This window comes from Xanthobacter sp. BG11Y11_SDJG (assembly GCF_057364445.1).
Genome location: NZ_JBNFNU010000025.1, coordinates 1 through 23610, shown reverse-complemented (window position 1 = coordinate 23610; position 23610 = coordinate 1). Strand labels below are relative to the sequence as shown.

16 protein-coding genes and 5 pseudogenes are annotated in these 23610 nt (G+C 69.4%); 16 read left to right on the top strand and 5 right to left on the bottom strand.

The window, feature by feature from the left end; genetic code table 11:
• Positions 1-176: 176 nt before the first annotated feature.
• The 6 genes and pseudogenes from AC2W7M_RS04615 (at position 177) to AC2W7M_RS04590 (ending at position 6823) form a co-directional block, all read left to right on the top strand.
• Entirely contained in the window at positions 177-1163 is a 987-nt protein-coding gene (locus AC2W7M_RS04615) for an aldo/keto reductase (protein ID WP_486130411.1), read from the top strand.
• Positions 1164-1451: 288 nt separating this feature from the next.
• Positions 1452-1958, top strand: a complete 507-nt coding sequence (locus AC2W7M_RS04610; RefSeq protein WP_486130410.1) for a PadR family transcriptional regulator — start codon at positions 1452-1454, stop codon at positions 1956-1958.
• Positions 1959-2347: 389 nt separating this feature from the next.
• Complete coding sequence (ndk, locus tag AC2W7M_RS04605) at positions 2348-2770, top strand: nucleoside-diphosphate kinase (RefSeq protein WP_486130408.1); 423 nt, start codon at positions 2348-2350, stop codon at positions 2768-2770.
• 252 nt (positions 2771-3022) lie between these two features.
• A complete protein-coding gene (locus AC2W7M_RS04600; protein ID WP_486130406.1) occupies positions 3023-3721 on the top strand; it encodes a TerC family protein in 699 nt (232 codons plus the stop codon).
• 171 nt (positions 3722-3892) lie between these two features.
• Positions 3893-4639 carry a TerC family protein gene (locus tag AC2W7M_RS04595; protein WP_486130415.1) on the top strand — a complete coding sequence of 249 codons (747 nt, stop codon included), beginning with the start codon at positions 3893-3895 and terminating at the stop codon, positions 4637-4639.
• Positions 4640-4705: 66 nt separating this feature from the next.
• Positions 4706-6823 (top strand): annotated as a pseudogene (locus tag AC2W7M_RS04590) (molybdopterin-containing oxidoreductase family protein).
• A gap of 13 nt (positions 6824-6836) precedes the next feature.
• On the opposite strand, the gene purN reads toward AC2W7M_RS04590, so the two are convergent.
• The 4 genes and pseudogenes from purN to cpdR all read right to left on the bottom strand — a co-directional run bounded on the left by purN (position 6837) and on the right by cpdR (position 11118).
• Entirely contained in the window at positions 6837-7487 is a 651-nt protein-coding gene (gene purN, locus AC2W7M_RS04585) for a phosphoribosylglycinamide formyltransferase (RefSeq protein ID WP_486130404.1), read from the bottom strand.
• Positions 7484-8556, bottom strand: a pseudogene (gene purM, locus AC2W7M_RS04580) (phosphoribosylformylglycinamidine cyclo-ligase). Before purM ends, purN begins: the two are co-directional and overlap by 4 nt.
• A 268-nt stretch (positions 8557-8824) precedes the next feature.
• A pseudogene (locus tag AC2W7M_RS04575) lies at positions 8825-10699 on the bottom strand (ABC-F family ATP-binding cassette domain-containing protein).
• 56 nt (positions 10700-10755) lie between these two features.
• Positions 10756-11118, bottom strand: coding sequence for a cell cycle two-component system response regulator CpdR (gene cpdR / locus AC2W7M_RS04570; protein ID WP_121622513.1), 363 nt, complete (start codon positions 11116-11118; stop codon positions 10756-10758).
• A 266-nt stretch (positions 11119-11384) separates the two neighbouring features.
• Between cpdR and AC2W7M_RS04565 the strand changes: the two genes are divergently transcribed.
• Together AC2W7M_RS04565 and hisN are read left to right on the top strand one after the other, a co-directional pair.
• Positions 11385-12272, top strand: coding sequence for an N-formylglutamate amidohydrolase (locus AC2W7M_RS04565; RefSeq protein WP_486130402.1), 888 nt, complete (start codon positions 11385-11387; stop codon positions 12270-12272).
• A 1769-nt stretch (positions 12273-14041) separates the two neighbouring features.
• Positions 14042-14825, top strand: a pseudogene (gene hisN, locus AC2W7M_RS04560) (histidinol-phosphatase).
• A gap of 22 nt (positions 14826-14847) precedes the next feature.
• On the opposite strand, the gene AC2W7M_RS04555 reads toward hisN, so the two are convergent.
• Positions 14848-15789, bottom strand: a complete 942-nt coding sequence (locus AC2W7M_RS04555) for an alpha/beta fold hydrolase (protein WP_486130400.1) — start codon at positions 15787-15789, stop codon at positions 14848-14850.
• 260 nt (positions 15790-16049) lie between these two features.
• On the opposite strand from AC2W7M_RS04555, the gene rpmI reads away from it, so the two are divergent.
• The 8 genes and pseudogenes from rpmI to AC2W7M_RS04515 all read left to right on the top strand — a co-directional run.
• The gene (rpmI, locus tag AC2W7M_RS04550) at positions 16050-16250 is read left to right on the top strand and encodes a 50S ribosomal protein L35 (RefSeq protein ID WP_169123990.1); all 201 of its coding nucleotides are present in this window, start codon (positions 16050-16052) and stop codon (positions 16248-16250) included.
• A gap of 28 nt (positions 16251-16278) precedes the next feature.
• A complete protein-coding gene (gene rplT, locus AC2W7M_RS04545; protein ID WP_121622522.1) occupies positions 16279-16641 on the top strand; it encodes a 50S ribosomal protein L20 in 363 nt (120 codons plus the stop codon).
• Positions 16642-16962: 321 nt separating this feature from the next.
• Complete coding sequence (gene pheS, locus AC2W7M_RS04540; RefSeq protein WP_486130397.1) at positions 16963-18072, top strand: phenylalanine--tRNA ligase subunit alpha; 1110 nt, start codon at positions 16963-16965, stop codon at positions 18070-18072.
• Positions 18073-18126: 54 nt separating this feature from the next.
• Entirely contained in the window at positions 18127-18405 is a 279-nt protein-coding gene (locus AC2W7M_RS04535) for a hypothetical protein (RefSeq protein WP_486130395.1), read from the top strand.
• 20 nt (positions 18406-18425) lie between these two features.
• Positions 18426-18866, top strand: a complete 441-nt coding sequence (locus AC2W7M_RS04530; RefSeq protein WP_486130413.1) for a hypothetical protein — start codon at positions 18426-18428, stop codon at positions 18864-18866.
• Positions 18867-18898: 32 nt separating this feature from the next.
• Positions 18899-21312, top strand: a pseudogene (pheT, locus tag AC2W7M_RS04525) (phenylalanine--tRNA ligase subunit beta).
• Positions 21313-21630: 318 nt separating this feature from the next.
• The gene (locus AC2W7M_RS04520) at positions 21631-22281 is read left to right on the top strand and encodes a TetR/AcrR family transcriptional regulator (RefSeq protein ID WP_486130393.1); all 651 of its coding nucleotides are present in this window, start codon (positions 21631-21633) and stop codon (positions 22279-22281) included.
• 153 nt (positions 22282-22434) lie between these two features.
• On the top strand, positions 22435-23610 hold a 1176-nt coding region (locus AC2W7M_RS04515), incomplete at its 3' end, for an efflux RND transporter periplasmic adaptor subunit (RefSeq protein WP_486130391.1).

Below are 23610 nucleotides of genomic sequence, written 5' to 3'. Positions count from 1 at the left end.
CCGAGGGCTGGCGGGCCGCGTGCGGGCCGGCGGCGGGCGCGGCGGAGGAAGAAGGCGCGTCGGTCATTGAGCTATGTCGATTGACTTATGTAAACTGTTCGGTGTACTTTCTGCCTGTCCCGGTCAAAACATCCCTGCCGGGCGCTCTCTTCCAATCCATCCTCAGGAGGTCCCCCATGGACCACCGCCCCCTCGGTCGCTCGGGTCTGTCCGTGTCCGCCATCGGCCTCGGCTGCATGGGCATGTCCCAATTCTACGGCCCGAGCGATGACGATCAGTCGCTGGCAACCCTAGCAGCGGCGCTCGACCTCGGCATAAATTTCTTCGACACCGCCGACATGTACGGCACGGGCCATAATGAGCGCCTGCTCGCCCGCTTCCTCAAAGGGCGGCGCGACAAGGTGGTGCTCGCCACCAAGTTCGGCCTGGTGCGCGGGGCAAACGGCGAGCGCCTCGGCGTCAGCGGCGCGCCGGATTATGTGCGGTCCGCCTGCGACGCCAGCCTCGCGCGGCTCGGCGTCGACACCATCGATCTCTATTACCTGCACCGCGTGGACCCCAAGACCCCCATCGAGGACACGGTGGGCGCCATGAAGGGCCTGGTGGAGGCCGGCAAGGTGCGCTTCCTCGGCCTGTCCGAATGCGCGGTGGAGACGCTGAAGCGTGCGCACAAGGTGCATCCGATCACCGCGGTGCAGTGCGAATACTCGCTGTGGACCCGCGATCACGAGGGCGGGATGCTGGCGGCCAGCCGCGAGATCGGCGCCGCCTTCGTCGCCTACAGCCCGCTGGGGCGCTCGTTCCTGACCGGCGCGGTGGCGAGCACCGAGGGTCTGGCGGAAGGCGACTTCCGCCGCTCCAATCCGCGCTTCCAGGGCGAGGCGCTGGCGCAGAACCGGCGCTTGGTGGAGGCGCTGGCCGACTTCGCCGCGCAGAAGGGCGCGACCAGCGCCCAGATCGCCCTCGCCTGGATCCTCAACAAGCAGGACACCGTCATCCCCATCCCCGGGACGCGGCGCGAAAAGTACCTTAGGGAAAATATCGCAGCGACCGCGATCCGTTTGACCGCGCCGGAGATCGCAGCGCTCGATGCCCTGTTCGCGCCCGAGAAGGTGGCGGGCGCGCGCTATGCTCCCGCCGGCATGGCAACGCTCGGCCATTAGGATCGGGCGTTCCGCCCTTCGCCATTGAAAAGAGAGACCGGCCGGATCGCACCGCGATCGGCCGGCCGCTGCGTTTGCATGGGCGCGGACAGCCCTCTTGCGCTCTCGATATATCTTACGATATAAACTCAGCAGTCATATCGTTCGACATATCTCAGGAGTCGAAACCATGTTCGGATGCAGACCCAACTGGAATCCCGATCGCTTCGCCGGCGGTCCCCGGCCGCGGCGACTGGGGGCCATCGCGGCGGCGGCGGCGGCGGGCGTCACGGCCGTGGCGGCGGCGACATGTTCCGCCTTGGCCGCATGCTGGCCCAGGGCGACCTGAAGCTGCTCGCCCTCTCCCTCATCGCCGAGCAGCCCCGGCACGGCTACGAGATCATCAAGCTGATCGAGGAGAAGACCGCGGGCTGGTATTCGCCGAGCCCCGGCGTGGTCTATCCCACCCTCACCTTCCTGGAGGAGGCGGGCTACGTCACCGCCGAAGCCGACGGCGCCAAGAAGCGCTACGCCATCACCGAAGAGGGCCGCGCCTATCTCGCCCAGAACCGCGACTTCGCGGACGCCATCACCGGCCGCCTGTCGGAGATCGGCCTCAAGATGGGCCGCGTGCGCAAGTGGATGGGCTGGAGCGAGGACGGCCCGAGCCACGGCGCCGAGCTGCCGCGCCTGGTGGAGGCGGCGCTGGAGAACCTGCGCGATGTCGCCCAGCAGCGCCTCGCCGCCAATCGCGGCGCCGAGACCCGCATCGTCGAGATTCTCGCGCGCGCGGCAAACGACATCCGCGAGGCGTGAGGCGAAACCGCAGAGCGTGAGCGAAGCCGCGGGGCGGCGTCAATGCCGTCCCGCGCCGCGCAGCCGGCGACGACCCCGCCCCCCGCGACAGCGCAGCCCTCGTTCCCCGGCCAAGCGACAGCGAAGCTGGAGCGCCGAGCCCGGGGTCCAGGGAAACTTCCGCGCAGCGGACACCACCCACGGCGCTCCGCCTGCGGCGGAAGAAGCCGCCTGCGGCGCCTCCTTGCGCTGGGCCCCGGCTCCCCTTCCGCTGACGCTCCAGTCGGCCGGGGCAAGTGGGGCCGGGGCGCGTGGGCGGCGACCTTGCCCGTCGCGGCGGCGGCTGCTAAGAGCCGCCATCCCGCGCGGCTGCGCGGTTTCCTTCATACGCAACAGACAGGACGGTCCCCATGGCGATCGAGCGCACCTTCTCGATCATCAAGCCCGACGCCACGCGTCGCAACCTCACCGGCGCGGTGAACCAGGTCATCGAGACCGCCGGCCTGCGCATCGTCGCGCAGAAGCGCGTGCTGATGACCAAGGCCCAGGCCGAGACCTTCTATGCCGTGCACAAGGAGCGCCCGTTCTTCGGCGACCTCGTCGCCTTCATGACCTCCGGCCCCGTGGTGGTGCAGGTGCTCGAAGGCGAGGACGCGGTGGCCAAGTATCGCGACGTGATGGGCGCCACCAACCCGGCGAACGCCGCCGAGGGCACCATCCGCAAGCTGTTCGCGGAATCCATCGAGGCGAATTCGGCGCACGGCTCCGACAGCGTCGAAAATGCCAAGGTGGAGATCGCCCAGTTCTTCGCCGGGAACGAGATCGTCGGCTGACGCTACGGCAAGCAATGGTGTCGATGCGGGTCCAAACCACGGGATACCGTCCGCTACACCACTTAATGCTTGCCTGCGGGCCGTCCGCGGCTGTCTTGTGCGGTGCGCAACTGAATTTGCGCACCGCGAAGTCCGGTTTCGGTTGAGGCCGCCTGAAGCTTTGGGTAACGTCCCCGCGTCGAAATTCAGAATACGGCGCACCAGACGCCAAATACCAGGCTCCCAGGCCGAGCCTCCCAGGGGATGGAAATCATGTCGCTCGACTCGCCGGTCCTGTGGCTCGCGCTGCTGCAGATCATCTGGATCAATATCCTGCTGTCCGGCGACAACGCCGTGGTCATCGCCATGGCGTGCCGCTCGCTGCCCGAGAAGGCCCGCAAGTGGGGCATCATCCTCGGCGCCGGCGTGGCGGTGGGCCTGCGCATCATCTTCACCGGCATCGTCGCCACCCTCCTTGGCCTGCCCTGGCTGAAGCTGGTGGGCTCGCTGGCGCTGATGTGGATCGCGGTCGACCTCGCGGTGCCGAACGAAGGCAACGAGGAGGCGGTGGAAGCCAGCGACAGCCTGTGGAAGGCGGTCGGCACCGTCGCCCTCGCCGACATCGTCATGAGCCTCGACAATGTGGTTGCGGTGGCCGCCATCGCCAAGGACAACTGGTATCTGCTGGTGTTCGGCCTCGCCATCTCGATCCCGCTGATCGTCGCCGGCTCCTCCATCGTCATGGCCCTGCTGGACCGCTTCCCCATCCTGGTGTGGGCTGGCGCGGGCCTGCTCGGCTGGGTGGCCGGAGAGATGCTGCTGGGCGATCCGGCCCTCACCGAGCGCATCAGCCACGAACTGGTGGAGAACCTCCATTACGTCGCGCCGGCCGTCGGCGCCGGCCTGGTGCTGGTCACCGCGTTCTTGATGCGGCGATGGAAGGCACGCCACGCCCACGAGGCCGGGCACTGAACCACCTGCCCCGCCGCAAGCGCGCGCGGGGCGGAAAAAGGGGCGCGCGGAGCGCCCTTTTTTCTTGCCAATCGAGTGACCTAAGGTAAGTTTTACCTTACGATACATGACCTTAGGGCATCCTGATCCGTTCCAGGACACAAAAGCCCAACCACGCAGCAGGGGTAGATGATGGACTTTGCTTCACCGACCTTCTGGGTCTCGCTGCTTCAGATCATCTGGATCGATCTGCTTCTGTCCGGCGACAACGCGGTGGTGATCGCGCTGGCGTGCCGCTCGCTGCCCGAGAAGCAGCGCAAATGGGGCATCCTGCTGGGCGCCGGCGCGGCGGTGGGCCTGCGCATCATCTTCGCGCTCATGGTGTCCTACCTGCTCGGCATCCCGTTCCTGAAGGTGGTGGGCGGCCTGCTCCTGCTGTGGATCGCGGTCAAGCTGATCACCGACAATGAGGGCGACGCGCACGACGTCGAGGCGTCCGACAGCCTGTGGAAGGCGGTGCGCACCATCGCCATCGCCGACGCGGTCATGAGCCTCGACAACGTGGTGGCGATCGCCGCGGCGGCGCGCGGCCACTGGGAGCTGTTCGTGTTCGGCCTGCTGCTGACCATCCCGCTCATCATCTTCGGCTCGCAGCTGGTGCTGTCGCTGCTCACCCGCTTCCCGGCCCTCATCTGGGCCGGCGCGGCGCTGCTCGGCTGGATCGCCGGCGAGATGCTGGTGGGCGACGTGGTGTCGCTGCAGTATCTCCAGCAGTTCAACCCCGCCTTCGTGGTGCCCGATGCGGACTCGCCCATCGGCATCAAGACCGCGGCGATGCCCCATTACGTCGCCAGCGTGATCGGCGCCCTGGTGGTGCTGGGCATCGGCTATGTGCTGCGCAGTCGGCGCAGCGCGGAGAAGGCCGAGCACCACGCCTGACGGCGCGCTGCGGAAACCGTGAAAAGGGGGGCGACGGCATCCGTCGCCCCCTTTTAAGTTTGTGGCATGAACACCCATGTCGCCACGCCCAGCCCGGCGGTTCCGCGCGCGGCCGTCCAGGTCCGCGCCTCGGCCTGCCCCCATGACTGCCCTTCCACCTGCGCCCTGGAGGTGGAGGTGGGCGCGGACGGCCGCATCGGCCGCGTGCGCGGCGCCCGGGACCACAGCTACACGGCCGGCGTCATCTGCGCGAAGGTGGCGCGCTATGCCGAGCGGGCGCACCATCCCGACCGGCTGACGCAGCCACTGGTGCGCACCGGTCCCAAGGGGTCGGGCCAGTTCGCTCCGGTCTCCTGGGACGAGGCGCTCGACCGGGTCGCAGCCGGCCTCCTCGACGCGGAGCGGCGCCACGGCGCGGAGGCGGTGTGGCCCTATTATTACGCTGGCACCATGGGCCTCGTGATGCGCGACGGCATCAACCGGCTGACCCATGCAAAGAAATATTCCCGCTTCTTCTCCTCCATCTGCGTCAACCCGGCCTGGAGCGGCTACCTCGCCGGCGCCGGCCGCCTGTCCGGCGCGACCCGCGCGAGATGGCGCAGTCCGATTTGGTGACGCTGTGGGGCACCAACGCCGTCTCCACCCAGGTCAACGTGATGACCCACGCGGTGCAGGCGCGCAAAGCGCGCGGCGCGAAGATCGCGGTGGTGGACGTCTATCGCACCCCCACCATGGAGCAGGCGGACATCCCGCTGCTGATCCGCCCCGGCACCGACGGCGCGCTCGCCTGCGCGGTGATGCATGTGCTGTTCCGAGACGGCCTCGCCGACCGGTCCTATCTCGCCCGCTTCGCCCGCGACGCGGAGGCGCTGGAGGCGCACCTGTCCACCCGCTCGCCGGAATGGGCCGCCGCCATCACCGGCCTTTCGGCGGACGAGATCGAAGCCTATGCGCGCCTGGTCGGCACCGTGCCGCGCGCCTATTTCCGCATCGGCTACGGCTTCACGCGCTCGCGCAACGGGACGGTGGCCATGCATTCGGTGGCCTCCATCCCGGTCGGTCTCGGGCGCTCGGCAGCATTTGGGCGGCGGCGCCGCGCACTCGCTCTCCGGCCTCTATGGCTGGCACAAGAGGATGATCGAGGGGCTCGACGTGCGCGACCCCCGGACGCGCGCGCTCGACCAGTCGCGCATCGGCCCGATCCTGGTGGGCGAGGAGGACGCGCTGGCCGGCGGGCCGCCGGTGCATGCGCTGTTCATCCAGAACACCAACCCGGTGGCGGTGGCGCCGGAGCAGGACAAGGTGCGCGCGGGCTTTGCCCGCGAGGACCTGTTCGTGGCCGTGCACGAGCACTTCATGACCGACACCGCACGCATGGCGGACGTGGTGCTGCCCGCCACCATGTTCACCGAGCATGACGACCTCTACCAGGCTGGCGGGCACCCCCACATCCTGTTCGGGCCGAAGCTGGTGGAGCCGCCGGGCGAATGCCGCTCCAACCACGACGTGGTGTGCGCGCTCGCCGACCGGCTCGGCGCCGCCCATCCCGGCTTTGCCATGAGCGCGCGCGAGATCATCGACTGGACGCTGCGCGAAACCCGCCGCGGCACGCTGGAGGACCTGGAGGCGGCGCGCTTCATCGACATCGCGCCGCCGTTCGAGGAGGCGCACTTCCTCACCGGCTTCGGCCACCGCGACAAGCGCTTCCACTTCGCGCCCGACTGGAGCGCCACCGGCCTGCCGGCGCCGGGCCTGTTCGGTCCCTGGCAGGAGATGCCCGCGCTGCCGGACCACTGGGCGGTGATCGAGGAGGCGAATGCGGACTATCCGTTCCGCCTCGTGACGGCGCCGGCGCGCTCGTTCCTCAACACCACCTTCACCGAGACCGCCTCCTCGGCCGAGCGGGAGGGGCCGCCGGCGCTCATGATCCATCCCGACGACGCGGCCGGCCTCGGCCTTGCGGCGGGCGACGACGCGCGGGTGGAAAGCGCGCGCGGCGCGGTGGTGCTCACGGTGCGGCTGTTCGACGGGCTCAGGCGCGGCGTGGTGGTATCGGAGCAGATCCAGCCCAACCGCGCCCATGCGGGCGGGCGCGGCATCAACACGCTGACCGGCGCCGATCCGGTCGCCCCGGTGGGCGGCGCGGCGTTCCACGACAACCGGGTGCGCATCGAGAAGGCGTGAGGCGCGGCGCGCCTCAGACCGAAGGCGCCACCAGAGCCGGCAGGCCGCCGCGCGCGCCGTCGATGGCGACGCGCTCGTCCTCGACCGCGAGCCGGCCGGCGGCGAGCAGCTCCAGGCCCTTGGGATAGATCACGTGCTCCTGCACCAGGACCCGGGCGGCGAGCGTGTCCGGCGTGTCGTCGTCCTCCACCGGCACCGCCGCCTGGAGGATGATCGGCCCCGCGTCCATCTCGGCGCGCACGAAATGCACCGTGCAGCCGTGGAACCGTACCCCCAGCGCCAAGGCGCGGGCATGGGTGTCGAGCCCCTTGAAGGCAGGCAGCAGCGAGGGGTGGACGTTGATCATCCGGTCGCGCCAGCGCTCCACCAGCCAGGGCGTGAGCAGGCGCATGAAGCCCGCGAGGCAGATGATGTCGATGCCGGTGACGCGCAACTGCGCGTCGAGCGCGGCGTCGAAGGCGAGGCGGTCGGCATAGTCCTTGTGGCTCAACACCACGGTCTCGATGCCGCGCCCGGCGGCGAAGGCGAGGCCCGCCGCATCCGCCCGGTTGGAGAGCACCAGCGCGATCTCCGCCGGGAAGTCCGGCCGCTCCGCCGCCTTCACCAGGGCCGCCATGTTGGAGCCGCGCCCGGAGATGAGCACGGCGACACGCTTCTTCGTCATGCGGCAAACCCGAAATCGGCGGCGCCGTCATAGGCGACATGGGGCGCGCCCGCCCCCGGCTCGATGACGCCGAGGCGGATGACGCGCTCGCCCTGACCGGCGAAGGCGTCGGCCACCTCGTCCGCCCGCGCGGCGTCCACCACCACGGCCATGCCGACGCCGCAGTTGAAGGCGCGCAGCATCTCCTCGCTCGCCACCGCCCCGGTGGCGGCGAGCCAGCGGAACACCGGCGGCACGATGAGGTTCGACAGGTCGATGCGGGCGACGGTGCCCTTGGGCAGCACGCGCGGCAGGTTCTCGGTGATGCCGCCGCCGGTGATGTGGGCGAGCGCCTTCACCGCACCGGTGGCGCGGATGACGGCCAGGGTGCTCTTCACATAGAGCCGCGTCGGAGTGAGCAGCGCGGCGCCGAGGCGCTCGCCCGGCGCGAACGGCGCCGGATCGCCCCACACGAGGCCGGAGCGCTCGACGATGCGGCGCACCAGCGAATAGCCGTTGGAATGCACCCCCGCGGAGGCGAGGCCGAGGATGACGTCGCCCGGCCCCACATCGGCGCGCGGCAGCAGGCCCGCGCGCTCCACGGCGCCGACCGAGAAGCCGGCGAGGTCGTAATCGCCGTCCTGGTACATGCCCGGCATCTCGGCGGTCTCGCCGCCCACCAGCGCGCAGCCGGCCTCCTTGCAGGCGCGCGCGATGCCGGCGACGATGTGCGCGCCGACCTCGGGCGCGAGCCGCCCGGTGGCGAAATAGTCCAAGAAGAACAGCGGCTCGGCGCCCTGGACCACGAGGTCATTCACGCACATGGCGACGAGGTCGATGCCGATGGTGTCGTGCACGCCGGTCTCGATGGCGATCTTCAGCTTGGTGCCGACGCCGTCGGTGGTGGCGACCAGCAGCGGATCATTGAAGCCCGCCGCCTTGAGGTCGAACACGCCGCCGAAGCCGCCGATGTCCGCGCCCGCGCCCGGCCGGCGGTGGCCTTCACCAGCGGCTTGATGAGATCGACGAGCCGGTTGCCGGCGTCGATGTCGACGCCCGCGTCCCGATAGGAAAGTCCGTCCTCAGCCATGGGCTCCTCGCGCTCAGGCCGCTTGGAGCCGGCCGGCTGCACAGAAGACGGCGCTCTAGCCGCGAATGAAGGGCAAGGCAAGGCGGGAGGGGCGTGCGCCAGGCGCAGGGCACCGCGCCGCCCGCGCCGTTCCCCGGCCCCGCGACGGCATGAGCCCTCGTTCCCCGGCCCAGCGACAGCGCAGCTGGAGCGCCGAGCCGGGGTCCAGGGGAGACTCCCGCGCAGCGGGCAAAACACAGGCGCGCAGCGCCTGCACCGGAAAAAACGCCTACCCGCCCGCCTCTTCCAGTTCGGCGCTGGCGGCGAGCCAGGCCTCCTCGGCGCGGCCCAGCGCCGCCACCGCTTCCTCGCGCGCTTGGCGAAGCGGGCGGCGTCGAACGGCTTGCGCGCGTGCAGGCCGGGCTCGGAGAGCTTGAGATCGATCTCGGCGATCTCCTTCTCCAGCTTGTCCACCTGGCCTTCCAGCTCGCGGATGCGCTTCTTGATGGGGCCGGTGGCGACGCGCCGCTTCGCCCCGCCGTCCGCCGCCCGCGCCTCGGCGCGATCCCTGCGGCCGTCGCCGGTCATGCGGTCGCCGTCGGACTTGGAGAGCACTTCGCGGCGGTACTGGTCGAGGTCGCCGTCATAGGGCTTCACGGTGCCGCCGGAGACGCGCCACAGCCGCTCGGCGCAGGCCTCCAAAAGATGCCGGTCGTGGGAGATGAGGATCACCGCACCGGGAAAGTCGTTGAGCGCCTCGATCAGCGCCGAGCGCGCCTCGATGTCCAGATGGTTGGTGGGCTCGTCGAGGATCAGCAGATGCGGGCCGTTGAAGCAGGCGAGGCCGAGCAGCAGGCGCGCCTTCTCGCCGCCCGAGAGGGCAGAGACCTTGGTGTCGGCGCGCCGCCGGAAAGCCCATCTCGGCGGCACGCCCGCGCACCCGCGATTCGGGCGCGTCCTTCATCAGCCGCCGCACATGCTGAGCCGGGCTCTCGTCCGCGTGCAGTTCGTCGAGCTGGTGCTGGGCGAGATAGGCCACCTCCAGCTTGTCGGCGCGCACCACGTTGCCGCTGTCCGCCTTCAGGCGGTCGGCGAGGAGCTTGGCGAAGGTGGACTTGCCGTTGCCGTTCGGCCCGAGCAAGGCGATGCGGTCGTCCTCGTCGATCCTGAGGTCGAGCCCGCGCAGCACCGGCTTGCCCGGCACGTAGCCCACCGCCACGTGGTCGAGCACCACGATGGGCGGGGAGAGCAGCCGCTCGGGATGGCGGATCGAGATCGAGGCCGCCTCGTCCGACACCTCGGCCGAGAGCGGCTCCATCTTGGCGAGCGCCTTGAGGCGCGACTGGGCCTGCTTGGCCTTGGTCGCCTTGGCGCGGAAGCGGGCGACGAAGGATTCCATGTGGGCGCGCTTGGCCTCCTGCTTCTTGCGCGCCTTCTGGTCGAGCAGGAGCCGCTCGCGCCGCTGGCGGTCGAAGCCGGTGAAGCCGCCCTTGTAGAGGGTGAGCTTCTGGTTCGCGAGGTGGAGGATGTGGTCCACGGAGGTGTCGAGCAGGTCGCGATCGTGGCTGATGAGGATGACCGTGCGCGGATAGTTCGCGAGATAGTCCTGCAGCCAGAGCGTGCCTTCGAGGTCGAGATAGTTGGTGGGCTCGTCCAGCAGCAGCAGGTCCGGCTCGGTGAACAGCAGCGCGGCGAGCGCGACGCGCATGCGCCAGCCGCCGGAAAATTCCGCGCACGGGCGCGACTGCGCGCTCTCGTCGAAGCCGAGGCCGGCGAGGATGGTGGCGGCGCGCGCCGGGGCGGAATGGGCGTCGATGTCGATGAGGCGGGTCTCGATCTCCGCCATGCGGGTGCCGTCGGTGGCGCTCTCGCGCTCGGCCATCAGCGCCGCGCGCTCGGTGTCGGCGGAAAGCACCCGCTCCAGCAGGCTGTCGGGGCCGGCGGGCGCCTCCTGGGCGACGCGGCCGATGCGGGTGCGGCTCGGCAGGCGGATGGAGCCGCTTTCCAGCTCCAGCTCGCCCACCAGGGCCTTGAACAGCGTGGTCTTGCCCGAGCCGTTGCGCCCGACGACGCCCACGCGGGCACCCTCCGGGATTGCCACGGAGGCATGGTCGATGAGCAGGCGCCCCGCGAGGCGCAGCGAGATTTCGTCGAGAACGATCATGGGCGCGCCTTTTCGCAGGTGCGCCCGGCCTCCGCAAGGCGAAGCTGCGGCGCGCCTCAGGCGGCGTCGAGCACCTTGCCCACCTCGGCGACCAGGTCGCGCAGGTGGAACGGCTTGGACAGCACCTTGGCCTCGGTGGGCGCGTGCGCGTCCGCGTTCAGCGCCACGGCGGCGAAGCCGGTGATGAACATGACCTTCAGGTCCGGATCAAGCTCGGTGGCGCGGCGCGCCAGCTCGATGCCGTCCATCTCCGGCATGACGATGTCGGTGAGCAGGAGCTCGAACGGCTCCTCGCGCATGCGCTCGTAGGCGGACTTGCCGTTGTCGTAGGACGCCACGGAATAGCCCGCATTCTGCAGCGCCTTCACGAGAAAGCGGCGCATGTCATTGTCGTCTTCTGCGAGCAGGATCTTGGCCACGCCCCGTTCCCCTCAAAATCAGTGTGCCGGCCGCCCAGCTCGGGCGGGGCGCATGGGCCTTCTTCGCGCCAACGGGTAAATTCGAGGTGAAAGCCGGCGGGCGCCCCGGCCTCCGGGCCGCCGGGCCCGGCCGCCTGACGCCCGGCAGCGCCCGCGCATGGATGACCCTAACCCTGCGGGACGCAATATGCCATCTGGCCTTTCCAGCCGCGCGAGGCGCCGTTAAGGTCTTCTTTCCCAAACATCGAAGGAGCCGCCGGCGCGCGATGACTGCCTGCCTCGCCGACACCATCGACCCCGCCTTCGAGATCCTGGCGCCGGACGAGGCCGCAACGCCGCTCGTCTTCAACTCCCCCCATTCCGGGCGCATCTATCCGCGCGCCTTCGTCGAGCAGGCGAGGCTCGACTTCCAGACCCTGCGCCGCTCCGAGGACAGCTTCGTGGACGAGCTGTTCCTGCCGGCGGTGGCGGCGGGGGCGCCGCTCATGCGGGCGCTGTTCCCGCGCGCCTTCCTCGACCTCAACCGCGAGCCCTATGAGCTCGACCCGCGCATGTTCGAGGGCCGGCTGCCGCCCTTCGCCAACACGCGCTCGATCCGCGTCTCGGGCGGACTCGGCACGATCGCCCGCGTGGTGGGTGATGCGCAGGAGATCTATCCGCGCCGGCTCGCCGTGGCCGAGGGGCTGGAGCGCATCGAAGCCTATTACAAGCCCTACCACCAGGCGCTGCGCCGGCTGGTGGCGCGCACCCAGCGGCGGTTCGGCGTCTGCGTGCTGGTGGATTGCCACTCCATGCCCTCGGTCTCCACGCGCGACGACGCCGCCCGCGCCGATTTCGTGATCGGCGACCGCTATGGCACCAGCTGCGCCGAGGCGGTGACGGAGGCGCTGGAGCGAGAGCTGACCACGCTCGGCTACCGGGTGGTGCGCAACAAGCCCTATGCCGGGGGCTACATCACCGAGCATTACGGCAACCCCTCCGCCGGCCTGCACGCGGTGCAGATCGAGATCAACCGCGGCCTCTACATGGAAGAGGCGGTCTATGAGCGGGGTGCCGGCTTCGCGTCTGTGCGCGACGACATCGGCGCGCTGGTGCCGCGCCTGATGGCGTCCGTTGCCGCGGCGCTGGAGCCGCCCCGCGCCGCCGCCGAATGAGGCTGTCGGAATTTCGTCAAAAGGTGCCTTGCGTTTTTCGAATGGCAGATATACCAATTTGCCGTGGACCGACGAGGGCATGTGCTTGCCCCGTGATTGCCGGCAAATGACCGGGTCTCCGCGCCAGGGGAGACGTCCAGAAGGACAGGGCCATCTGCTTCCGCGAAGGCCATAGCGTGATCACCGCTTCCCGGAGCGGGGGTTGGCGTCCTTTGCGTCGGGGAGGTCCCAGAGGGAGAACAGCCTTCGTCCGCGCGGGCTGGAACAACAGGCAGAAGCTGACAAACGGCTCAAGTCTAGGGATTGAACGCAGGATCGACGGTTCTAGACCGCTGACACGGACCGCGATGATGCAGGGAGAGCCGGCCGCAAGAGCCGGAATGCCGGGATAAGCACCGGCCCAAAAAGAAAGGGGCCGTCCGCGTAAGCGAACGGCCCAAGTCTAGGGAGGAAACGCCCAAGGAGGGCAGCGACACAGCGACGCCAATCGCCATGTCGCAGTGCAGCAATAGCCCATTGCGTCGCCAGAAAGCAAGTGCCTGGATGTCGCACGGGTGCGATTTTTCGCAATCGCTTGATCTCATGAGAAGAATTTCCGTGCCCTTCGGGCAGCGGATTGCGGCTTCGTCCCGCTCCGGGGCGCTTTGTGTCGAAATCGGGACGTGCACCGCGGGATACCGGCCTGAATGCCGGTCGATTCCCGCCGCTTCGCGTTGTCCGGCCCCAGGCTCTGAACCAGCACCGCGTGTCGCGCGGGCGCCTGGGCTGACCGGCGGGCTGGCTCCCGCCGCGCTTCTGCCGAGCGGGCCGCTCCCATCGCAGGCCGGATCGCTGCCGAGCTGAAGCCTGTCCGCGTCCCGCAGAACGGAAATCGAGCCCGGACCGAACGCCGCTCCCAGGGATCGGGCTGGGGCCCAGGCCGCTGCCTCCGCCAAGCTTAAGCCTGCCGGCGTCGGGTCGGTTTCGCCATTGTCTCCGGATCCCCACGCTCTCCCCCTTGCGGGAAGAAGGGGGCACGGGCGCGTGTTCATTCCGTCCCGGCGGGCGAATCGCGCCCGCACCCGCCGAACGGCCGCACCGGGACCGCCGCAATTCGCAGAGACGGAGCTTGGCGGGGCTCGGGGGGACGAAGCGGGACTCGGCGGGACAGGACGCGCCGGTTGTGCCGGCGCACGGCGCGGACTCAGACGGCATTTTGCGGGATGGTCGGACCCCGGCGGGGGCGTCCCGTCGCGCCGCTGCGTCCTTCGCAGAAGGAGGCGTGTCGCTCGCGCGCGGCTCCAAAAAGAAAGGGGCCGCTCACGAAACCGGAGCGGCCCAAGTCTAGGGAGGAAACGCCCAAGGAGGGCAGCGGCACTGCAGCAAGCAATGCCGCGCCGCACTAATATGCGGTTTCCCCCCTTGTGCCGCAAGATCATCCAGCGGTGATTGTTTAGGCAGCTTGAGGCGGATATAAAACCATTTAAATCAAAAAGTTGACCGCCAACTGCCTGCAGGACGGGCGGCGCGGTGGCGCGCTCCTGCCCGGGATTGTGCCAAAAAGGTCCGGCGGCGCCCCGGCCGGCCGCGCCTGCGTTTGACCTGTTGAAATCAATGGGCATTCACCTTTAGTCGAACACGGGGCCTCCGGCTCCCGCATCTGCGAAGTCGGCCGGCCCAAATCCCCAAGCGAAGCCGGTCCACCCCCCTTGGCATTGCCCCACTCCCGCGCTTACCTGCCGCCGCCGGCGACCGGCGACCCCGATCTTCCGACCCCGAGGTGGACCCCCATGACGGCCGTGGCATTCGATACCTTCGTCCACCAGCTGGCCACCGTCTCGGGCGAGGCGATCCTGCCCTTCTTCCGCACCGCGCTCAGCATCGAGGACAAGAGCCGCGGCCGCGCGTTCGATCCGGTCACCGAGGCCGACCGCGCCGCCGAGCAGGCCATGCGTCGGCTCATCACCAGCACCTTTCCGGACCATGGAATCATCGGCGAGGAGTTCGACAACCTGAACCCCGACGCCCCCTATGTCTGGGCGCTCGATCCCATCGACGGCACCAAGTCGTTCATCGCCGGCCTGCCTGCCTGGGGCACGCTGATCGGCCTCCTGAAGGAGGGCGCGGCGGTCTACGGCATGATGCACCAGCCCTTCATCGGCGAGCGCTTCTTCGGCGACGGCAGGAGCGCGCGCTATCAGGGCCCGGCGGGCGAGCGGGCGCTCTTCACCCGCGACTGCGAGCGCCTCGAGGACGCCGTGCTCTACACCACCAGCCCGCGCCTGATGGACGACGCCGACCGCGCCGCCTTCGAGCAGGTGGAGGCCAAGGCGCGCCTCTCGCGCTATGGCGGCGACTGCTACGCCTATTGCATGGTGGCGGCCGGGCTGATCGACCTGGTGATCGAGACCAATCTGCAGGACCACGACGTGATCGCTTTGGTGCCGATCATCGAGGGGGCCGGCGGCGTCGTGACCAATTGGGAGGGCGGCTCCGCCGTGGCCGGCGGACGGGTCGTCGCCGCCCGGCAGCCGGAAGGCCCACGCGGCGGCGCTGAAGGCGCTCGGCGCCTGAGCCCGCGCCGCCGGCCGCCGCCTTAAAGCGGCGTGCCGGGAATGAAGGCGTCGAAGGCGGCCCAGAACTGGGCGCGGAACAGCTCCCGCTCCATCAGGATCTCGTGCCGGCTCGCCGGCACCACCACGTGGGCGCCGGCGATCAGCCGCGCCGAGAGCTTCTCGATGGCGTCGTTCGAGATCAGCCGGTCGGCGCCGGCCGCCACCATCAGCAAAGGCTGGCGGATGCCGAGCACGGTCTCGGGTTGGGCCAGCCGGCCCATGCTCTCATAGGCCGCCGCGAGCCAGCCGATGGTCGGCGATCCGAGGCCCAGGGCCGGGTGCGCACGCACGATCTCGGCGGTGCGGGCGTAGCGCTCGGCGTCGGAGGTGAGGATGTTGCCCCGGAACGGCATCTCGGTGACGGCGGCGGAGCCTCCGCCGGGAACATAGGCGCGCGAGAAGCCAGTCAGCGCGAGGCCGCGGACCAGGGGGCGCACCAGGCCTTCCATGGGCACCACCTCCAGCCCCAGCATGGGGGCGCAGAGCACCATGCGATCGAACCAGCGCCGGCCCGCCACCACCGCCTCCAAGAGGACCGTGCCGCCCATGGAATGGCCGAGCGCGAAGTGCGGCGCCGGGCAGTCCGGCAGCAGCACCTGCTTGGCGAAGGCGTCGAGGTCGGCAAGATAGTCGGAGAAGCGCCGCACATGCCCCTTGCGGGGATTCCCGGCCAGGCGCTGCGAATCCCCCTGGCCGCGCCAGTCCAGCACCGCCACGGCGAAGCCCCGCACCTGCAGGTCGCGCACCACCTCGAAATACTTCTCGATGAACTCGGTGCGCCCGGTGAGCACCGCCACCGTGCCGCGCAGCGTGTCCTGCGGCGGGAAGCGCGCGAACCTCAGGCGCACGCCGTCCGCGGTGCTGATCTCGCCCGTGACGGCGCCGTCCGGGACGGGATTGCTCGGTGTGGGATAAAGGCTCATGAAGGCTCGACGGCGTGCGGGGCGGGGCGGGCGCGGTCCTGCGCCACACCGTTACATAAGGAGGGCCGCCCCGACAACGCGGTTGCCGGACCGGCCGGCTGGCGCAGGGTCTTGCCTTTCGGCGCCGCCTCCTGTAACGACTGCCGCCTTCGAGTGGGCCGGCCAATAGGGCTGCCGTACCCGCTCATACCGCTCAACAGCAACAAGAGGCTGGGGGTCGGCGCCGCGAGGCGACCTTGACCCGTGCCACGGAGAGCCAAATGCCCAAGATGAAGACCAAGTCGGGAGCGAAGAAACGCTTCCGCCTCACGGGTACGGGAAAAGTGATCGCGGGTCAGGCCGGCAAGCGCCATGGCATGATCAAGCGGACCAACAACCAGATCCGCAACCAGCGCGGCACGACCATCCTCGCCGAGTGCGACGGACGGATCATCCGCAAGTCGTTCCTGCCGAACGGCTGACGCCACTGCGATCTGAAGGAGCTTTTCCATGGCCCGCGTGAAACGTGGCGTTACCTCACACGCCAAGCACAAGAAGGTCTTCAAAGCCGCCAAAGGCTTTTACGGCCGCCGCAAGAACACCATCCGCGCTGCGAAGTCGGCCGTCGAACGGTCGATGCAGTATGCCTACCGCGATCGCAAGGTGAAGAAGCGCAACTTCCGCGCCCTCTGGATCCAGCGCATCAATGCCGGCGTGCGCGCGCTTGATCTCGATCTGACCTATTCGCGATTTATCGATGGTCTCGGCAAGGCCGGGATCGAGGTCGACCGCAAGGTGCTCTCGGATATCGCCATCCACGAGCCCGACGCGTTCAAGGCCCTGGTGGAGAAGGCCAAGGCCGCTCTCGCCTGAGAGCTGCGCAAGGCGCCGGCGCCTCGCCCGAGGGCTGCGCGGGCCCGAGGCCGCCTTCGCCTTTAGGGCGGCCCCTTCCCTCCCGTCTTTTCCGAGACCCCATCAGCCCCGACGGCTTGCCGTGCGGGGCTTTTGCCTTTCGGCGTCCCGCGTCTATAAGCGGCGCGACACATTCCGACGGTCATGGCCGGGCTCGTCCCGGCCATCCACGCACCGCGACCCGGCGCGGCCTTCCCGCGAAGGCGCGGCGGCCGGCCGTGGATCCCCGGGACAAGCCCGGGGATGACGGTCTTCTTCGACGACACGCACCGAGGACCTGCCATGTCCGACCTCGTCCTGACCGACCACCCCGCCCTCGACGCGCTGGAGCGCGAGATCGCTGCCGCCATCCTCGCGAGCGCCGACGAGGCCGCCCTGGAGCAGGTGCGCATCTCCGCGCTCGGCAAGAAGGGCTCGGTGTCGGAACTGCTCAAGTCGCTCGGCGCCATGAGCCCGGACGATCGCAAGGTGATGGGCCCGGCCATCAACGGCCTGCGCGACCGCATCCAGGGCCTCATGGCGGCGCGCCGCGAGACGCTGAAGGCCGCGGCGCTCGAAGCCCGCCTCGCCACCGAGAAGGTGGACGTGACGCTGCCCGTGCGCGAGGCGCCCGCCGAGATCGGCCGCGTGCACCCCATCTCCCAGGTGATGGAGGAGCTGACCGCCATCTTCGCCGACATGGGCTTCTCGGTGGCGGAAGGCCCCGACATCGAGGACGACTTCCACAACTTCACGGCGCTCAACTTCCCCGCCGGCCATCCGGCGCGCGAGATGCACGACACCTTCTTCCTGCCGCCGGGCGCGGACGGCGAGCGCAAGGTGCTGCGCACCCACACCTCGCCGGTGCAGGTGCGCACCATGCAGGCGAAGAAGCCGCCCATCCGCGTCATCTGCCCCGGCCGCACCTATCGCTGCGACAGCGACCAGACCCATACGCCCATGTTCCACCAGGTGGAGGGGCTGGTGATCGACAAGAGCGCCCATCTCGGCCACCTGAAGTGGATTCTCGAAGAGTTCTGCAAGTCGTTCTTCGAGGTGGAGGGCGTGAAGATGCGCTTCCGCCCCTCCTTCTTCCCCTTCACCGAGCCCTCCATGGAAGTGGATATCCAGTGCGACCGCTCCCGCCCCGGCGAGATCCGCTTCGGCGAGGGCAATGACTGGCTGGAAATCCTCGGCTGCGGGATGGTGCATCCGAACGTGCTCAGGAATTGCGGCATCGACCCGGACGAATACCAGGGTTTCGCCTGGGGCATGGGCATCGACCGCATCGCGATGCTCAAGTACGGCATGAGCGACCTCAGAGCCTTCTTCGAGGCCGACGTGCGCTGGCTCTCCCACTACGGCTTCCGCCCGCTGGACTTCCCGACGCTCGCCGGCGGCCTGAGCGCGTAGCGCAGATGCCGCGCGGTTGATGACGCGCTATATTGCGATCAAGGAGCGATCACCATGCTCGGCGATGCGGAACTGAAGCAGCTCATCGGCCCGATCCTGCGCAAGCAGCTTGCGCGCTCCGGCTTCGAGAGCTTCGATCTTGAAACGGGCGAGGATCACGATGGCGATCCCGCGCTGTTCATCATTGCGCATTTCGGGACATCACCGGAGATAGACGCTTCGGCGGTGATCGAGAGCACCAGCCGGATTCGCGAACGATTGCGGGAGAAGGGCGACCCTCGCCTTCCCTATCTGCGCTTCGGCGCCCGGCTTCGTCGCGAGACGGTCAATTGAGCCCCTCCGAGTTGCTCGACGTGGCCGTCTCGCTTTCGGAGCATCCCGCACCGGGAAAGCTGAAACAGGTCTACCGCCGGCGCGCCATCAGCACAGCCTATTATGCGCTGTTCCACCGCCTGGCCGGCATGTGCGCCGACACGCTCGTCGGCGCACGCAAGTCGCAAACACCGGCCTGGCAGCGAACGTATCGCGCTTTGGAACATGGGTTTGCAAAGTCCGCTTTACTGGAACTGGCGCGTCGCTCCAACAACGATGCCGTCACGCTGCTTAGCGAGGTTTTCGTGGCCTTGCAGCAGTTCCGGCACGAAGCGGACTACGATCCTCATGGCGTTTACGAAGACGGCGCCAGCGGGTCCTGCATCACGATGGCCAGGCTCGGAATCGAAGCGGTCTCGGGCCTTTCTCCCGAAGTGAAATTGGAAATCGCCACCAGCCTCATCCTGCGCTCCCGCCGCTGAGGACACCCTCCCTCGAACACAGTCAGTGGACGATGAAATTCACCTACTCCTGGCTCACGGACCATCTTGAGCCCACCGCCAGCTTCGAGACAATCGTCGAGCGGCTCTCCCTCATCGGCCTGGAGGTCGAGGGGGTGGAGGACAAGGCGAAGCAGCTCGCCCCCTTCGTGGTGGGCGAGGTGCTGACCGCGCAGAAGCATCCCAACGCGGACAAGCTCAAGGTCTGCACCGTCTCCATCGGAAAAGGCGACCCCATCCAGGTGGTGTGCGGCGCGCCCAATGCGCGCGCCGGCCTCAAGACCGTGTTCGCGGCGCCCGGCACGGTCATCCCCGCCACCGGCACCGAGCTGAAGATCGGCAAGATCCGCGACGTGGAGAGCCGCGGCATGCTGTGCTCGGCGCGCGAGATGGGCCTCAGCGACGAGCACGAAGGCATCATCGAACTGCCGGACGACGCGCCCGTCGGCGCGCCGTTCGCCGAGATTCTCGGCCTCAACGATCCGGTGATCGAGATCGCCGTGACGCCCAACCGCGCCGACTGCCTCGGCGTCTCCGGCGTCGCGCGCGACCTCGCCGCGGCCGGCTCGGCGATCTGATGGCGCCGCGGGTGAAGCCGGTGGAGGGCGCGTTCCCCGCCCCGCTGAAGGTGAGTCTCGATTTCGGCGACACCGCCCCGCTCTGTCCCGCCTTCGCGCTCCGGGTGGTGAGGGGCGTGAAGAACGGCCCCTCCCCCCAGTGGCTTCAGGACCGCCTCGTCGCCATCGGCTTGCGCCCCATCAACGCGCTGGTGGACGTCACCAATTTCATGACGTTCGACCGCAACCGCCCGCTCCATGTCTTCGATGCGAAGAAGGTCACGGGCGACCTCGTGGTGCGCCGGGCGAAGGCGGGCGAGACGCTGCTGGCGCTCGACGGCAGGACCTACACGCTCGACGCGAGCATGTGCGTCATCGCCGACGCGAAGGGGGTCGAGAGCCTCGCCGGCATCATGGGCGGCGAGGAGAGCGGCTGCGACGCGGCGACCACCGACGTGGTGATCGAGAGCGCGCTCTGGGAGCCCATCAACATCGCCCAGACTGGGCGCAAGCTCGGCATCAATTCGGACGCCCGCTTCCGCTTCGAGCGCGGCATCGACCCGGCCTTCACTCTGCCGGGGCTGGACCTCGCCACCCACCTCATCCTTGAGATGTGCGGCGGCGAGCCGTCCGAAATCGTGCTCGCCGGCGCGATCCCGGATACCGCCCGCGTTATCGCCTTCCCGCTCACCGAGGTGAAGCGCCTCTCCGGCCTCGACGCCTCGGAAGCGGAAATCCGCGATGTTCTGGACAAGCTCGGCTTCGCCGTCTCCGGATCGGCGCCGGTGCTCGACGTGGTGCCGCCCTCCTGGCGCGGCGACATCGAGGGCAAGGCGGACCTGGTGGAGGAGGTGGTGCGCATCCTCGGCCTGGAATGCGTGCCGGCGACCGAATTCCCGCGCGACGCCGATGCCAGGAAGCCGGTGCTGACCCCGCTCCAGCTGCGCACCCGCAAGGCGCGGCGCGCGCTCGCCGCGCGCGGCCTCGTGGAGGCCGTCACCTGGTCGTTCGTGTCGAAGGGTGCGGCCGAGGCGTTCGGCGGCGGCCAGCCGGAGCTGGCGCTCTCCAACCCCATCGCGGCCGATCTCTCCGACATGCGCCCGAGCCTGCTGCCGGGCCTGATCCGCGCCGCCCAGGCCAATGCGGACCGGGGCTTCGCCGACGTGGCGCTGTTCGAGGTGGGCCAGGTGTTCCTCGGCGACGGCGCGAAGGACCAGCGCCAGTCCGCCTCCGGCATCCGCCGCGGCACCGCCAAGCCTGAGGGCGCCGGCCGCTTCTGGGACGGGGCGGCGGGCGCGGTGGACGCGTTCGACGCCAAGGCCGACGCGGTGGCCGCCCTCGCCGCCTGCGGTGCGCCGGTGGCGAACCTCCAAGTCACGGCGGATGCGCCCTCCTGGTATCATCCGGGCCGCTCCGGCACGCTGCGCCTCGGCTCCAACGCCATGGCCCATTTCGGCGAGGTGCACCCGGCGGTGCTGGAGGCGCTGGACGCCTCCGGCCCGCTGGTGGCGTTCGAGATCACCCTCGACAAGATCCCCGAGCCCAAGGCCAAGGCGACGCGGGTGAAACCGCCTCTGGAGCTGTCCGCATTCCAGCCGGTCAAGCGCGACTTCGCCTTCCTGGTGAGCCGCGAGGTCGCCGCCGCCGACATCCTGAAGGCGGCGCAGAGCGTGGACAGGAAGCTCGTCACCGGGGTGGGCGTGTTCGACCTCTATGAGGGCAAGGGCATCGATCCGGACAAGAAGTCGGTGGCCATCGAGGTCACGCTCCAGCCGCGCGAGCGCACGCTCACCGACGAGGAGATCGATCAGGTGGCGGGAAAGATCGTCGCCGAGGTGGCGAAGAAGACCGGCGCGGTGCTGCGCGCCTGAGCAGGGCCGTTCCCTGGCCCAGCGACGGCGCAGCCGGCACCGCTCCCCGGCCAAGCGACGGCGCAGCCGGAGCGCCGAGCCGGGGTCCAGGGGAAAAATCCCGCGCAGCGGGCAATGCCTGAGAGCGCCGGGGCACTGCCCGAGGCGCCAAAGGTGAAGCGCCTTCGGCGCCTCTTTTCGCTGGCCCCGGCTCTCCTTCTACGTCGCTGCGCGCCGTTGCAGTCGGCCGGGGCGCGACGGCTCCAGGGGGGCGCTTGCCAAGTGATTTCTGATGATTTATGAAATTCGTCAGCAATCGAATATCAAGGACCGGGAACAGTGAACGCGCGCGGCAAGGAGACGGCGGACGAGACCCGCGATCGGATCGCCCAGGTGGCGGAGGAGCTGTTCCGCCGCATGGGCTTCGCCAAGACCGCGGTGGCCGACATCGCGGCCGAGCTCGGCATGTCGCCGGCCAATGTCTACCGCTTCTTCCCGTCCAAGAACGCGATCGTCGAGACCATCTGCCAGAAGTGCCTCACCGAGAGCGAGGTGGTGGTAGCGCAGGCGACGACGGGGCCGGGCACGCCGCAGGACCGCATCGTCGCCGCCTATGCCTCTATCCTCGCCTATCACAAGGCGAACTTCCTGGCCGAGCGGCGCGTGCACGACATGGTGCTGGTGGCCATCGAGCACAATTGGCAGAACATCGAGGCCCACAAGGCCCGCATCGGCGCCATGGTGGCCGCGGTTCTGGCCGAGGGCATCGCAGGCGGAACCTTCGTGCCGCACGACCCCGCCGCGGTTTCCGCGATCCTCCTCGGCACCTGCGTGCGCTTCTGCCATCCGGTTCTGATCGCCCAGAACATCGACGAAGACCTCGAAGGCCAGCTCGACGCCACGGTGCGCTTCATCCTGCGCGCCGTCGAGACCGAGCGCGCGCCGCTGGCGTCGCCCGCGAAGGCGGAGCGCCCGCGCAAAAGCGGCTGACGCGCCGGACGGCGCGTCGGCACGGCGGCTTTCGCCCGTCCTTGGAGCAGGAGCGGACGCGGCGGCCATGCGGGCCTTCTTCGTCCCGAGAGTGACGATCGACGAATTTTGTCAGTTTTGAGCCATAACCCTTCAGCGGTCAGGACGTGCGCCATGAACTCCCCTCTGGAGAGACCCCCTCTGGACCTGGATTTGTCCCCCGCCGGCCCGGCCGCCCTGGCCCTCGGCGGCCTGCGTCTCGCCGCCGGCACGGCGGCGCTGATCGCCCTTCTCTTCCTGGCCGGCTGCGGCGAGAGCGCGCCGGCGCAGACCGAAGGGCCGCGCGCCCGTCCGGTGCAGGTGGTGAGCGTCGCCCTCGCTCCGCGCGAGGCGGAGAAGCGTTTCGTCGGCGTGGTGCGGGCGCGGCGCGAGATCGACCTCGCCTTCCGCGTCGGGGGCAAGGTCACGCAGCGGCTCGTGGGCATCGGCGAACGCGTCGCGCCGGGCACCGTGGTCGCGCGCATCGATCCGGACGACCTGAGGCTGGAACTCCAGAGCGCCGAGGCGGAGCTCGCCGCAGCCAAGGCCAACCTCTCCCAGAACGCGGCGGAGGACGAGCGGGCGCGCTCGCTCACCGCCAAGGGCTTCGCCTCGGCCGCCGAGCTCGACCGCAAGGCGCTCGCCAAGGAAGAGGCGGTGGGCCGCCTGGAGCGCGCCCGCCGCGCGCTGGACTTGGCGCAGAACCGGCTCTCTTACGCCGACCTCGTCTCCGACCAGGCGGGCGTCGTCATCGCCACCGCGGCCGAGCCGGGACAGGTGGTCTCCAGCGGCCAGACCATCGTGCGGGTGGCGCGGCTCGACGAGAAGGAGGCGCTCATCGCTTTGCCCGAGATCGACCTCGCCGACGCCCGCACCGCCCCCGCCTCCATGGAATTGTGGGCCGCGCCCGGCAAGGCCTATGCGGTGAAGCTGCGCGAGCTGTCCCCGCAGGCGGATGCCACCTCGCGCACCTATCCGGCGCGCTTCACCATCCTCGATCCGGACGAGACGGTTGCGCTCGGCATGACCGCCTCGGTCACGCTTCACCCGAGGGACCAGGCCAAGGTGGCGCGCCTGCCGCTCTCCGCGGTCATCGACAAGGGCCACGGCCCGCTGGTGTACGTGGTGGATCCGGGGACCTCCACCCTCGCCGCGCGCCCGGTGGAGATCGCCGCCTATACCGAGACCGAGGCGATCATCGCCTCCGGCCTGAACCCCGCCGACCAGGTTGTGACGCTCGGGGTCCAGACCCTGGAGCCCGGCCTTGCGGTGCGCACCGTGCCCGCCAAGGCGCAGGCCCAGGTCGCCGCC

Bases quoted from the DNA above. Each gene is read 5' to 3' on its own strand.
- rplT (WP_121622522.1), top strand. From the start codon at position 16,279: ATGGCCCGCGTGAAACGTGGCGTTACCTCACACGCCAAGCACAAGAAG.
- AC2W7M_RS04555 (WP_486130400.1), bottom strand. From the start codon at position 15,789: ATGAGCCTTTATCCCACACCGAGCAATCCCGTCCCGGACGGCGCCGTC.
- AC2W7M_RS04615 (WP_486130411.1), top strand. From the start codon at position 177: ATGGACCACCGCCCCCTCGGTCGCTCGGGTCTGTCCGTGTCCGCCATC.
- AC2W7M_RS04535 (WP_486130395.1), top strand. From the start codon at position 18,127: ATGCTCGGCGATGCGGAACTGAAGCAGCTCATCGGCCCGATCCTGCGC.
- ndk (WP_486130408.1), top strand. From the start codon at position 2,348: ATGGCGATCGAGCGCACCTTCTCGATCATCAAGCCCGACGCCACGCGT.
- rpmI (WP_169123990.1), top strand. From the start codon at position 16,050: ATGCCCAAGATGAAGACCAAGTCGGGAGCGAAGAAACGCTTCCGCCTC.
- AC2W7M_RS04610 (WP_486130410.1), top strand. From the start codon at position 1,452: ATGTTCCGCCTTGGCCGCATGCTGGCCCAGGGCGACCTGAAGCTGCTC.
- pheS (WP_486130397.1), top strand. From the start codon at position 16,963: ATGTCCGACCTCGTCCTGACCGACCACCCCGCCCTCGACGCGCTGGAG.
- AC2W7M_RS04565 (WP_486130402.1), top strand. From the start codon at position 11,385: ATGACTGCCTGCCTCGCCGACACCATCGACCCCGCCTTCGAGATCCTG.
- AC2W7M_RS04595 (WP_486130415.1), top strand. From the start codon at position 3,893: ATGGACTTTGCTTCACCGACCTTCTGGGTCTCGCTGCTTCAGATCATC.
- AC2W7M_RS04600 (WP_486130406.1), top strand. From the start codon at position 3,023: ATGTCGCTCGACTCGCCGGTCCTGTGGCTCGCGCTGCTGCAGATCATC.
- purN (WP_486130404.1), bottom strand. From the start codon at position 7,487: ATGACGAAGAAGCGTGTCGCCGTGCTCATCTCCGGGCGCGGCTCCAAC.